This is a genomic window from Alcaligenes sp. Lyrl_28 (assembly GCF_051948705.1).
Classification (GTDB): domain Bacteria; phylum Pseudomonadota; class Gammaproteobacteria; order Burkholderiales; family Burkholderiaceae_B; genus Alcaligenes; species Alcaligenes ammonioxydans.
In genome coordinates, this window is record NZ_JAYJLG010000001.1 from 918,129 (window position 1) to 931,698 (window position 13,570).

Genomic DNA, 13,570 nt, shown 5'->3' on the forward strand with positions numbered 1-13,570 from the left:
GCAGCCCCATGCGAGAGAACCTGCCCTGCATGCAGATTCCTCGCTTTCCCAGCGTCTTGCTGGGTGCATTGTCCTTAATCCTTATCCTGTGTGCCTCCTTGGGCACTGGAGCATATTTATATGCATCCGCTACGCACCTGATTTCTGAATACCGTCGGCAACTGAACGGCGCAGCCGACCGCGCACAATTATTTTTTGACCAGCGTGAGGTCCTGCTGCGTGCCGTGGCCGCGACAGCGGTTTCTCCCGACACAGTTCAGATCTCGTCCAACAGACAAAACCTGGAAACGCTAGACACCCCGAACAATGGCTCAACCGATCGTTACGTCTTTTTGCTGACGCGTCGCCATTGGAACGCCATCCATCGCACGGGGACATTGCGATACAGCGAGCTGGACCCTGCACGTGACTACCGTCTGGAGCGCGATAGCCAGCGCCGGTTCTGGGAGCCACAGGTGGATGCGCAGGCCATACGCCTGAACGCGATTAATAAAAAACCGTACGCCCGTCAAGTTCCCGTGCTCTGGCTAAATCAGGGCAATGACTCTAATTCACAACTGGTGGCATACACCCCAATAGATAGAGAAAACCGTCAGGGGGCCTGGTTGGGTCTTGAGCTGCACAATATCGACCGCGCTCTGACATTAACGTCGCCCCCACCTGGGACGGAATACCTTTTGTTCGATGTACGCGGGCAAACTATTTTGTATAGCAGCTCCCCGCCTGATGCTTCTGAGTTGCGCTGGGTTCATCAAGACTATTTTGGTTTTGACGGCAAAGGCTGGCCCAAACATATTATTCTGAGCAAATCCATTGGGACGGGCGGTCTGCGAGTACTCTACGCCCTACCTACCATGCAATTATTACACGATGGCCGCAATGCCTTGATTACGGCATTGCTAGCCCTCATGGTCTTTACCGCCGTTACCCTCATCGGCGCTTACCTGATCCGAAAGCGCTTGCTGCTGCCTGCACGCCAGCAGCAACAAAGCCTAGTCGACAGCGTGTCCTTGAATCGCATGCTGGTTGCTATGGCTCCCGTCGGTCTGGCCTTAGTCGACGCACAAGGTGAAATAGTTTTTCAAGAGAACCTACTGGCACGCACCTGGATGCAAGGTGACAATCAATGGCGTAAGCGCTTACCCGGTGAGCATGAGTCAAGCGTGTGCTACGACGTTACTCTGAGTAATGGCCGCAGTGTGCGTGTACATGCTATAAATTTGAATTACCGCGGACATCCTGCGGCTCTGTGCTCCGTTGTTGACGTCACCACTGAAAAGGCTGAAGAGGCTGCCCTGCGCCACTCCCGCCAAATGGCGGAGAATGCCAATATTGCCAAAACTCAATTCTTGACCACTATGAGTCATGAAATCCGCACGCCCCTGTACGGAATTCTAGGGACACTGGAACTACTGTCTCTGTCAGAAAAGCAGCAACACCCTTCGATCTACCTGGATACCTTGCGCCGCTCGGCCGAAACACTATTCAAGGTAGTAGGCAAGTCGCTAGACTTGTCTCGTATTGAAGCGGGGCACGTCACCCTGGAACCTCACGAATTCTGTGCGCAGGAGCAGGTGGAAGAAACTATTGCGGCGTTTGCTGCAACCGCAGAAAGCAAAGGCTTGCTACTATATTCCATCACCCCAGTCAGGGCGTTAGTCCCCACCATTGGTGACTCTCTGAAAATTCGCCAAATTCTAAGCAACCTGATCAGCAATGCCATCAAGTTCACCACTTCTGGTCATGTGGTGCTACGTCTGCATACTGAACCGCAGCCGGATAACCGCCTTTCGCTGCGTTTTCAGATTACGGACACCGGGCAGGGCATCAGTGCAGAGGTTCTGCCCAAACTATTCCTGCCCTATTTCAGTCTTACCAAAGGCGGCGCTAACAAGCAGCCCGGCACGGGTCTGGGCTTGCCCATTTGCCAGCGTCTAGCCAGACTGATGGGCGGCTCTCTGTCCGTAGTTAGTGAGCTGGGTCTGGGCACCAGCATCACGTTCGAAGTGACTCTGCCTATAGCCTCACCGCCCGGCACAACTCCGACACCTGCATTCCAATTGGCGTTCCGCCCCGTCTACGTGACTGGGGACATCCCGGAAGTAGTCTTGAACGTCAGCAAATGGCTCCGTCATTGGGGGGCCTATGCCATGCCCTACACCGGACAAGAAGCTAAAGCGGGTGCTGTGCTGGTGCATAGCTGGCCGTCTTTTACCACCGGTACACCAGAATGGACAGGCCGCAGAGTAATAGTTCAACCCAATACCCAGACCCAAGCTCATAAAGAAAATAATTCCGACAACTTCTACACCGCCTCAACCGCTATAGAACACATCATGCAAGCCGTGCAACAGGCTCAAGCGCTGAATTTGCCGCCCCAGTCGGCCAAAGAGGCATTAAAACCCTCCATGTACACCCAACATGCACTGATCGTGGACGACAACCCGGTTAACCGGCAAATTCTTCAGGACCAATTGACTTTGTTGGGCTGCACTACTCATCTGGAAGAAAGCGGTGAAGCCGTATTAACACTGAAAAACCGCAATCAGTTTGATATTGTGTTTACAGACCTGTTCATGCCCGGTACAGATGGCTACTCTCTGGCCCGTACCCTGCGAGCGGAAGGTTACCAAGGACGCATTATTGGCATTACCGCTAATGCCATTTTGGATAAAGACAAAAAATGGGCCGCCTCAGGCATGGATGCTCTATTGATCAAACCTCTGTCCATGGCAGCCTTGCGTGATAGCCTGCAGGCGTCGCCCCCTAAACCCGCCCGATTACCCACAAATACTGCGTAGCTACCACTGCGCCGGAGGGTATGATAAGGCAGGAATTGCTCAAATCGGCGACCCCACGGAGAACCATGCCCAACACACCTTTTAATCGTATGACGCGGCGTTCGCAGGGACACACACGCCTACTGCTTAGCGTTATTCCTGTCTCCTTCGTGTTGCTGGGCGCTCTGGTCGTAAGCGGCCAGCATTTTTTCAGCCAAGAGCGCCATCGGCTGACATCCGATTTCACCGTGACGGTAGCCTATATCCACGAACAGGAACGATTTTTAGGGCAACTCAAGGCAGATGCAGCCAAACTGCAAGCTGGGCCGAAACCAGAACCTCCACCGGTAGAAAGCGGCCATTCAGTGAATACCTGGCGGCCAACAGCCAGCGTCTCTTTTTCCATGATTTGCGAGCAGCTCTGCCGTGCCCCAAAAGAGGCATACGGAGCCTTAGGGGCCGATCTGGCTGACAGCTTTGCGTCCTTTTGGGCCAGATCCTATTTTCCGTCCGGCTACCTGTTCCTGTTCCATCCCGACATGGAGGACAGTCTGAGCATTCCGGAGCTGGAATCCTCCCGCACAGATACGGTCCTGCCTATTGCGTCGCACAAAGAAGCGCGCGACCACGTTCAGCCCTGGAGCACGCCTTTACCCGGTCCACAAGCAGTGAAGTGGGTTTCCCTGCCCGACCACCCCTTGCATATGCTGGGCATCATCCCGGTTGCCTTGCCCGGGCTGCCCGTACCTGGTGCGGACCCCGCCCGATTCCAGGCAATGAGTCTGTTTGACAAAGGCAGGCTGCGAGAATTTTTCAATCAGTCCGAAGCGCCTGTCGGGTATCGATTTTGGCTGCACCATGCCCAGCAGGGTTTGCTGATCGGTAAAAACGACTCCCCTGATTTGCAGCACGATGGTTTTAGCATCAGTTGGCGGGGCCTGGCCTTTCAAATGAGCGATCCCTCGGGCACCTGGACAGGGCGCTACCTGATCAGTCCCGGTCAGTTGCTCGACAGCACATGGGTGTCCCTGGGCACGGTCGCATTTTTATTGTTGAGTTTGCTAGGCGGCATGGCTTATGCCCGCTGGTACGGGCGCCGTGTGGTAGAGCCTGCACGTCAAGCTCAAAGTGCGCTGCTTGAGAGCCAGGACTTCAACCGCAGCATTATTGATACCTCACCGGTGGCACTGTGCGTGATCAGCAAAGAAAAACGGCAGATTATTTTTGGCAACCCCCAAGCGCTGGAATGGCTGGGGCTGGATGCGGGGGATATATTACCTGAACAGACACCTCTAGCCTTGGCCCTGAGCGCCTTGCAGCAACAGGAAGCGCAGGCCACCGAGGGCAAAGTAGATCTAGCAGATGGACGCAGCCTGCATCTGGTCTGTGCACCCAGTCGCTATCATGGGCAGGACGTTCTGCTATGTGTGTTGATGGACCTCACGGCACAAGAAGAAATCCAGCGTGAACTGAAACGCGCGCGTGCGGCGGCCGATGAAGCCAGTACAGCCAAGTCCGCTTTCCTGGCCACAATGAGTCATGAGATCCGCACGCCCCTATACGGAGTTTTGGGCTCCCTGGAGTTGCTATCCATGACAGAGCTAAATAACCAGCAGCATCAACAGGTCGCCCGGATTCAAGGTGCCTCACGCCTCTTGTTACAGATCATAAGTGACATTCTGGATATCAGCCGTATTGAAGCGGGCCAGACCCATGTGCAATCGGTATCCATGGACCCGATTGCTTTGGTCCAGGATTGCACCGCCACTTATAGCGCCATGGCTCAGCAAAAAAACCTGCTGCTGTTTTGCAATATAGAACCGGATGTACCCCCTTGCGTCTTGGGCGATCCTCTGCACATACGTCAGATCCTGAGCAATCTGATCAGCAATGCCGTCAAATTCACCCATGCAGGTCACATTATTGTCCGACTTCGTCTTGAGCATGTTGTTCAAGGAAAAGCCCAATTAATGTTTCAGGTGGCTGATAGTGGCGTTGGCATTGAGCACGAGCGACAGGACAAGCTGTTCACCCCTTTTTATGTTGCACATGCGGGCGAGCACACTATACGAGGAGCTGGCTTGGGGCTGTCCATCTGTGCCCGTCTGGCTGAATTGATGGACAGTCAGATTCAGTTAACCAGTGAGCAAGGACTAGGCAGCAGTTTCTCCTTTACGTTAAACCTGGACATAAAGACCCAAGAGATCAAAATCCGCCCTGCCCCAAACCTGCATGGCATGAAGCTGTATGTGCGAACACCGCATGCCGAACTGTCCGAGTCAATCTGCAAATGGTTCAATCGCTGGAATGCCGAGGCACAAACCCTGCAGCCTAGCGAATCCCTGACAGGCAAAGACGAAGAGATCTTGCTTGATGTGATGATGCCTTACAGCCAGCCGGTGCCTCATTGGGTAGGCCGCTACCTGAGTGTCTCGGCACGCGATGGCAGTAGTTCCTTGCCAGAGACAGATGGCATTAATCCCGAAAGCATCGCTCGTTACCTAGAGGGCTGGCGGGAACAACAACAGGCCACACCGGCGCAAATCTTGAAGTGCGCGCCACCTGCCAAAAAAAAGATCGAACACCACAGTCGGCCTGGCCTGCATGTGCTGGTCGCAGAAGACAACCCGATCAATCAGGCGACCTTGCGTGAACAGCTGGAGCGTTTGGGATATCAGGTAACCATGACTCAGGATGGTGAAGAAGCTTTGAGTCTGTGGAATGAAAACAACCATGATTTGCTGCTGACAGACGTCAATATGCCCAATATGACAGGCTACGAATTGGCCCGACGTCTGCGTACTCAAGGTATGAATGCCCCCATCATTGGAATTACCGCCAACGCCATGCGAGACGAAGCCCAGCGCTGTACACAAAGCGGCATGAATGCATGCTTGGTCAAGCCCATGAGTCTAGCCACCCTGAGCAGTCTACTGGAATCCTTAATCAGCTCACCTGTGCCCAAACGCTACCGGGAAATTTTCCGTAGCAGCATGAGCAGGGATTTACAGAGTCTGGAACAAGCTCTGCAAAAGCAAAATGCGGCACAAAGCCAAGCCATCTTGCATCGTATAGCCGGAGCTCTGGTGGTAATGGGTCTTCATGAAATCGCTGACAAAGTGAAAGAACTGGAACAAAATTTCAGGCAAGATATCCAACAAGCTGACACACAAATTCATGAAGCAGCTGCCGTGTGCCGGGCACTACGCGAGCTGATTGAAAAAGTCTAGGAAAACAGACAAGGAAACCCGAATGACCACCATTCAGAAACTGCGCGTCATCATTGCAGACGATCACCCATTGATCTTAATGGGTATACGCGAACTGCTAAGCCGCGATATCAATCTGAGCGTTACGGCCGTAGCAGTCAGCCCCTCGGAGCTAGTCGAGCACCTGCAGAAAAACCAGCCTGATGTCATCATTACCGACTACTCCATGCCCGGAGATGGACAGTATGGCGACGGGATGCGCTTCATTTCTTATTTACGGCGCCACTTTCCCGATGTCAAGTTAATTATCCTGACCATGGTGTCCAACTCCATGATTATTTCTTCTTTGTACGATGCTGGCGTACAAGGAGTTGTCCTCAAACAAGACGAGCTATCTGAAGTTCTGGTCGCACTGCACTTGTTGCGCCAAGGCGTGAAGTACTACCCGTCTAATTTCAAGCAAGATACCCAAAAAGATCTGCTGTCCAGTTCGGTACAGGAACGTAAGAAATCCCTGAGTCCCCGAGAATTTGAAGTCCTGCGCCTGTTTTCCATGGGTAACTCCATTAGCGCCATTGCCAAGCAGTTGAACCGCAGCATCAAAACCATCAGTGCGCAAAAAGCATCAGCCATGCGCAAGCTTAATGTACATAACAACCAGGACCTGATTGCGTTTTGCACTCAGAACAATCTGTTTACCTAGGCACGCCAATGCTGCCGCATCCACATATCCAGTTCAAAGGCCGGAGCTGGTTTGGCGAACAAATAGCCTTGAGCATAGTCACAGCCCATCTGCCGTAAACAATCCAGATCCTTCTGATGTTCTACTCCTTCGGCGGTAACACGCAGGCCACGCTGCTTGGCCTCCTTGATCCAGCCTTGCACTTGTTCGATTTGTTCGCGACTGTGCGCTAAGCCATTCACACTTTGCCGGTCCAGTTTGAGCTCTGAAATCGGGGCTAACATCAAACGCTCCATTGAACTGTGGGCCACCCCGGCGTCATCTTGCGCCAGCACAAAACCCATCGCCGCCAAGCGCGAAGCCCCTAGAAACAAGGCACAGGGCGTCCGGGTGTTGGAGTTTTCCAGCAACTCCAATGTAATTTGGCTGGTCTGCCCCTGCAGATCCTGTACACAAGACATCAAACGATCTGGCAGGCTAACATCATCAAGCAAATGAGTGGGCAAGTTCACTGCAACAGGCACCTCCAAACCCTGACGAAGCCAATAAGCCTGCAAACCTAGTACCTCTTGCAGCATATGTAACAGCAAAGCCTCATCAAGGCCATGGTCACGGAACCAGGGCAAAAACACATCGGGTGGCAATACTCCCCATTGAGGGTGACGCCAGCGCGCCAGGGCCTCCAACGCAACTAACTGCTGGGACCGAACCGAAACCTTGGGCTGCAGCCAAGCCTGGACCTGGTCCTTTCGCAATGCATCGAGTAAAACGGCTCGCGTAATCAGCATCCCGCTCTGCTCTGCGTGAGCACACACTCTATAGCCCGGAAAGCTGTAAGACCGGACTACGTGGCTGCTAAAAGCCTTGTCGTCTAAAGACGTCGCGCTTGCATTAACAGAACGCACGACAGCAGGTATAGCGCATCTGGGCATGCTCAAGCCGGACCCCGCACGAGGCTGACGAAGCACATTTATAACCTTTGTAGGTGACATGCGAGAAGTGGATGGTGCGAACATGAATGTCCCCGGCTAACAATGAATAGACTTGAGATTCCAAGCCAGAACTGACAACGTGAATCATAAGATTTCCCGTGGATTACTGATCTAGGAGTAGTCTGAAAACCCCAGCCTTTACAAGTGCAGCCCGCGACTTGTATGCTCGGATGCCATAACAGTCCTATCCATACATGAAAGTGCCTACGACTTGGCGTGCAAACCGCCAAGTGTCACGGCGCCGCTTTATATATGAGCAGCCCCGGCCTGCCTGTTCAACTCTACGAACATCCCTACGCTATGGTTGCTGCCATATGCAGCCACCCTCGCGATTGTGATTGGCGACATGGTCACCACCCGACGCAGTTTCGCAAACGCGCAGCTCGAGGCGTGCGGTGTATGTATTTCGGAAACTTCGCCCAGTTTTACCAAAACCGCCATCAAATTAAGAAACTGATTGATTTAAATTTTTCCGCCTGCCAAACTAATTCCAAAAAATAACAACTACTCACCCATGAGAAACCAAAAAAATCATATATTTATTTTTTCCACATCGATCAATACAGTTTCTTATTTAAAAAAAAAAGAAAACAAAATTTATTTAATATGAAAACGAAAAATAATAAAATTTCAAAAATTGTTAAACTGATTACAGAAAAATCTTACCCCAATCCAATGCCTCCGCCATAGAGATAAAATTATAAAATCAAATACTACCAGCCAATTCCAACCATCTAAAATTGCTTTGCATTTGCATGAGGAAAAAAGCGTCGATCTTATAAACATTGATATTATTAATTAATCGTTTTAAAATTATTTACATAAAACAAAATTACTTATCATTGGAATTTAAGTTTTTAAAAAATTTTATTATCAAAAACAATAGGCTTAATTAATAAAATATTAAAAATCAAACCTCAATATTGAACGAAAATTATTTACAAATTTTTTATAAGATTTTTTATATTTAAAAACCGTCCATAACCCCGCCAATTTATACGCCAATAAACCAACAATCTATTCCAATAGCGCTTTCCTCTCCCTGACTAAACCAGTGGACACAACCGGCTCAAGACCATATATCAGTGGCCGTAAACGGCAAAATCGTCCTACCTTTCCCGACCCCGACGCCATCTGGTAAACCCTAGTATGTATAGGCATCAATATTTTGTAGATTAAATAAGCAGACACCTGAGTCTGCCAAAACAGATGCATGCGCTGCCAAAGTTGCCAGCGACATGCAGGCAATAAAGCCTCACTCCCTTTGCACAAGGGGTGGGGCTTTTTTTGTGCGCGTCATTTGCGCATGCACGGTTTTGACAACGATAAGGAGAGGACAAATGACTGTAAGTGTCAAAGACACCCTGGCTGCAAAAGGGATACACCCAAGCCCCGAACATCTGGCCAAGCTGGAGACCAAATGGCGTGAAATTCAGGCCATGAAGGGCAATCTGGAAGGGATCGCCATCGACGATGCCGACCTCGCGATCAAGCATCTGGCCGGAGGGGACCACCATGAATAAGGAACTGCTTGAACTCAGCGTGATTGAACTGGCGGATAAACTGCGCACCAAGGCGGTCTCCCCTGTCGAAGTCACTGACAACCTGCTGGCCTACATCGATCAGTCGAACCCGCAGACCAACGCCTACATTTCCATCACCGCCGAGCAGGCGCGCCAAAGCGCGCGTCAAGCCGAGCAAGACATCATGGCCGGCAAGTACAAGGGCGTATTTCATGGCGTGCCGCTGGCCCTGAAAGACAATATCTACTTTGCCAACGAGGTCACCACCATGGCCTCCAAAATCCACAAGGATTTCGTCTCCAAGGACGACGCAACAGTTGCCACCAAGCTGCGCGATGCCGGCGTAATTTTTACCGGCAAGCTGAACATGCACGAGTACGCCTGGGGCATCGACAACAACAACCCTCACTTTGGCCCCGTGCATAACCCCTGGAATCCAGACCGTGTGCCCGGTGGCTCCAGCGGTGGCTCGGGCGCTGCCGTGGCCTCACACAGTTCCTACAACACCCTGGGCACTGATACGGCCGGCTCCATCCGTATCCCCTCCGCCGCATGCGGTATCGTCGGTCTGAAGCCCACCCACGGGCGTGTGAGCAAGTTCGGCGTCTACCCGCTGGCCTGGACCCTGGACCACGTCGGCCCCATGTCCAAAACCGTGGCCGACGCCGCTGCCATGCTGGAAGTGATTGCTGGCTTTGATCCGCGCGACCCAACCTGCGCCAACGTCCCGGTCGGCTCCTACCTGAGCGCCCTGAACGGTGAGGTCAAAGGCCTGCGCATCGGTATCATTGAGGACTACTTCTTCAAAAACGTCGACTCGGGCATTGAAAAAGTCATCCGCGAGCGCCTGGCCGACCTGGAAAAACAGGGCGCCAAAGTCATCCCTCTGACCGTGCCTGCCCTGCGTTATTCCGAATGGGCCGAGCTGGCCGTCAGCCTGACCGAGGCTGCGACCATCCACCACCAGGACCTGATCAAACGTCCCAACGATTTCGGCGGTGACATTCGCTTCCTGTTTGAACTCGGTGAGCTGTTTAGCGGCATCGATTATTTGCAAGCCCAGCAAGTACGCCGCGCCCTTAAACAGCAATTTACCGGCACCTTCAGCGACGTAGACGTCATCATCGCTCCCACCCTGCCTTGCCAGGTGCCCGACATTGGCGTCGATACCGTCAACATTAATGGAAAAACGCTGGACTTCATCGACGAAGGCATCCGCTTTACCGGCCCCAGCAACCTGACTGGTCTACCGGCCGTCACGGTGCCCGCCGGTATCGCCAACGGTATGCCCGTAGGACTGCAAATCATCGGCCCCGCCTTTGAAGAAGCACGCATCCTGAATGTTGCCTACGCCGTGGAATCGATGAAACCCATGGCCGGACACCAGCCCGTTCTGAAGCCTTAAGCTGCCCCCTGCCCCCTCTGTACGCCTGGTCAGACGGGGCAGGGTTTTCACACCAGCACGCCGGTATCAGCAGACCCCCTGTGCTCTCCAGCCGCTGAATGACGCCGGTCAACTCCGGCAGATCTGGATGTCGCCATCCTGACCAGCAAGACCCTCCTAAGCGGCCGGCCTGCAGGCCCAAAAGAAAGACCGGCGCCCAGTCACGGGCGCCGGTCTTTCTTTCATCAGCAAACATTGTTTTGCGCCACCTAACACACCGTGGCAGCGATAACACGCAACGCCGCACCCCTCATCCACACAGCACGGCCAGAGCATGAATGTTTCATACTCGGCACTCCGTCACAATGTCATGCGCACCCGGTTTCAGGATTTGCGCGTCCGTCCTTTGGCCGTGCTGCGACCCGTGGCAGCGGACTTGCCCGCCACCTTTCCGGGTGCTGCGGTCCGGGTAGCACGGCTGGCAGTTTGCGGCGTCGTTTTGGTCGCGCTCCTGGGGGCCGCGGAAGCTCTCGCTTCAGGCGCGGGTTTGGCGACAACTGCAGCAGCCACCTCAGGACCAGACTGTGCAGCCGCGGGCGCAGCCACTTCAGGCGCCAGTTTGGTGCCCGCTGCGGTCTTTTTCACCGGAATACCTGCCCCAGTTTGAGCCAGTGGTGTCGACATAGCACCGGGCGGTGACCCGGGCACTGTCTCGCTCGTCGCCTTGGCTACCGGCGTGGCTACTGTCCTTGCAAGCGGTGTGCTTTCAAGCGGTACGGACTGTTCTGCCTGCTCCCGCTGCCGGGCCGCCGTCTCGAACAAATCCAGCACCTCTTGCGAGGCCTTGGCCACCGCCGCAGGTGCCGCATCCTGCTCATCAATCGCACTGATCAGCTTCTTGATCAGGGACGCCACCAGACGAATTTCCTCCGGCGTATGTCTGCTCAACAAGTGCGGAATCGCTTCCACCGCCTTATGGCCATGATGGGCCAGCACCAAGGCCTGCTCGCGAATCGCGGCACGCATTTTTTCAATATCAAACTTGCCGGCATCGTACTGCTCGCGCAAGCGCATGGCGGCATGGTGATAACGCTCGTCCACACTATTGCGCTGTTTGGCAATATGGAACAAACCGCGCAGCGCGGCTTCCAGCAAACCGCCTTCATTGAGCAGACCGTCCAGTCTGTGCATTTGCTCACGGACAAAAGCCAGATGCTCGGGTGAACTACCCGGATGCGGGCGCGCCGGCGTCGAATCACCGGGGGCGTGACCGGCCAGGGCCAGCAGCAAAGGCGAACCATACACCGTGTCAAACCAGATCTGATAGATGCTGTCACGACGATCGCGGTAGTTATCCAGAGCCCGTTCCATGGCCTGCGAGAAATTCTCTTGCGCTTGCAGCAGGGGGTTGTCCTGGTCCACCGCCTGACGCTGCTGGGCAATATTCTCGGCCCATTTATGAATCGTGTCCGCCCAAGGGTGAGCGCTGGTCCAGGACTCGTAAGACAGGCGCATAGGATGCAAGGCCTCCAGCAAGGCGGCGCTATACGGCGTGGACAGAGCCTTGACCCAAGGCTGCAAGGTGCTCTTGTAGAAAGCCAGATTAATCTCGGACAGACGCGCAGCAGCGGCAAAACGACGGTCCGACTCGGGGTCCGGCTGCACAATCTGCGCGATTTCAGCCAGACCACTCTGGCGCACTGACATCAGATACGGATCATTCAGCAAGGTGTCGTCGCCCGGAGTTTCCTCTACCGTGGCCCGGTAAATGCCAGCGGGCAACAGATCAATCTGATCGATGGTACTGGCAAACTTGCGATGTTCTTTGCTGCCCACACTGCCCGATACAAAAATGCCCAGGTGGCCGATACGATCATGCGTGGTGAACACGATGGTCTGGTCATGGCTGCGCACATCGTCATCGTCCAGATACAGGTCCGTGATCCAGCCCAGTGCCTGGGCCGGTGGCGTGATGTTGTCGCCAAAGGAGCTGAACACCACAATGGGCGAACGGATATTGCGCAGATCGATGCGAATGCCGTCCGAGGTCAGAAGCTGAGCCGTGGACAGTTTGTTGCCGATAAACAAGTTGTCCACGATGTACTGCATTTCCACATCATTCAGAAACACATAACCGCCCCAGTATTTCTCAAAGCCGATGTAACGCTCAGCCTCCGTGTCCGCCTTGGCGTAAACGTGGTACTGCTTGGTCCACAAGGTATTGGCAGGGTCCAGGTTCTCAAAATTCTTGACCAGCCACGCACCATCAAAACGGCCATGCCCCACATCACTGGTCAGGGCGGTCAGCCAACTGCCCCCGAGCAAACCGCCGGCATAGCGCATGGGATTGCGCCCCGCCCAATAAGACAGCGGGGCGCCAGCCAGAATCAACGGTCCAAACAGATCCGGCCAGACCGCGGCGGCCATCATGACCTGCCATCCAGCCTGACAATTGCCAATGACCACCGGCTTACCCTGGCTGTCGGGGTGCAGCTCGGCTGCCTTGCTGACGAAGGCGGCGTGTGCGCGCATCACATCCTCGACCGTCTGGCCAGGGACAGGGTCAGGTAAAAAGCCCACAAAATAGCAAGGGTGCCCCGCTTTGAGCGCAGCACCAATTTCGCTGTCGGATTTGAATCCACCGATACCCGGCCCATGCCCGGCCCGGGGGTCCACCACCAGAAACGGGCGCTTGCCAGGGACGGTAGGCTGATCGTCGGGCGGCACAATCCGTACCATCAGATAGTTGACGGGTCGGGGAAGCGTCAGCCCCGACATGACCAGTTCCGCCGGAAAATTCAGCACATTGGGCACGTTCATCTTACGTTGGGCCTGGTACTGGTCCCCGACCTGACGTTCGATATCGGCATACAAAATGGCGCGCTGCCAGGCATCCACCCAGTACGAGGAGACGGTCTGACCCAGGTTCCAGGGATTCATCATCCAAGGGGACCACGCCGTGCTGTCGTCACGAGACTTATCTGTCATCATCTTCTCCCT

At 54.0% G+C, this 13,570-nt stretch carries 7 protein-coding genes; 5 read left to right on the top strand and 2 right to left on the bottom strand.

The genetic code is table 11. The features are described from left to right. The first annotated feature begins 8 nt into the window (after positions 1-8). From VF694_RS04150 to VF694_RS04160, 3 genes are all read left to right on the top strand, one after another. Positions 9-2,801, top strand: a complete 2,793-nt coding sequence (locus VF694_RS04150; RefSeq protein ID WP_440163755.1) for an ATP-binding protein — start codon at positions 9-11, stop codon at positions 2,799-2,801. Between the two features lie 65 nt (positions 2,802-2,866). Further along, positions 2,867-6,010 carry a response regulator gene (locus VF694_RS04155; protein ID WP_440163757.1) on the top strand — a complete coding sequence of 1,048 codons (3,144 nt, stop codon included), beginning with the start codon at positions 2,867-2,869 and terminating at the stop codon, positions 6,008-6,010. Between the two features lie 22 nt (positions 6,011-6,032). Next, positions 6,033-6,692: a response regulator gene (locus VF694_RS04160; RefSeq protein ID WP_440163759.1), complete on the top strand. Its 660-nt coding sequence runs from the start codon at positions 6,033-6,035 to the stop codon at positions 6,690-6,692. Here VF694_RS04160 and VF694_RS04165 read toward each other — a convergent pair. Further along, positions 6,689-7,459, bottom strand: a complete 771-nt coding sequence (locus VF694_RS04165; protein WP_440163761.1) for an EAL domain-containing protein — start codon at positions 7,457-7,459, stop codon at positions 6,689-6,691. The genes VF694_RS04160 and VF694_RS04165 overlap by 4 nt on opposite strands. A 1,544-nt stretch (positions 7,460-9,003) precedes the next feature. Between VF694_RS04165 and VF694_RS04170 the strand changes: the two genes are divergently transcribed. Together VF694_RS04170 and VF694_RS04175 are read left to right on the top strand one after the other, a co-directional pair. Further along, positions 9,004-9,186 (top strand): hypothetical protein, encoded by a 183-nt coding sequence (locus VF694_RS04170; protein WP_003803240.1) that lies wholly within the window; start codon positions 9,004-9,006, stop codon positions 9,184-9,186. Next, positions 9,179-10,591 (top strand): Asp-tRNA(Asn)/Glu-tRNA(Gln) amidotransferase GatCAB subunit A, encoded by a 1,413-nt coding sequence (locus VF694_RS04175; protein WP_003803238.1) that lies wholly within the window; start codon positions 9,179-9,181, stop codon positions 10,589-10,591. The genes VF694_RS04170 and VF694_RS04175 overlap by 8 nt, the downstream gene beginning before the upstream one ends. 363 nt (positions 10,592-10,954) lie before the next feature. On the opposite strand, the gene VF694_RS04180 is transcribed toward VF694_RS04175, so the two are convergent. Next, entirely contained in the window at positions 10,955-13,558 is a 2,604-nt protein-coding gene (locus VF694_RS04180; protein ID WP_440163764.1) for a DUF3141 domain-containing protein, read from the bottom strand. Positions 13,559-13,570: the final 12 nt, after the last annotated feature.

Bases quoted from the DNA above. Each gene is read 5' to 3' on its own strand.
- VF694_RS04170 (WP_003803240.1), top strand. From the start codon at position 9,004: ATGACTGTAAGTGTCAAAGACACCCTGGCTGCAAAAGGGATACACCCA.
- VF694_RS04160 (WP_440163759.1), top strand. From the start codon at position 6,033: ATGACCACCATTCAGAAACTGCGCGTCATCATTGCAGACGATCACCCA.
- VF694_RS04175 (WP_003803238.1), top strand. From the start codon at position 9,179: ATGAATAAGGAACTGCTTGAACTCAGCGTGATTGAACTGGCGGATAAA.
- VF694_RS04180 (WP_440163764.1), bottom strand. From the start codon at position 13,558: ATGACAGATAAGTCTCGTGACGACAGCACGGCGTGGTCCCCTTGGATG.
- VF694_RS04155 (WP_440163757.1), top strand. From the start codon at position 2,867: ATGCCCAACACACCTTTTAATCGTATGACGCGGCGTTCGCAGGGACAC.
- VF694_RS04165 (WP_440163761.1), bottom strand. From the start codon at position 7,459: ATGCTGATTACGCGAGCCGTTTTACTCGATGCATTGCGAAAGGACCAG.
- VF694_RS04150 (WP_440163755.1), top strand. From the start codon at position 9: ATGCGAGAGAACCTGCCCTGCATGCAGATTCCTCGCTTTCCCAGCGTC.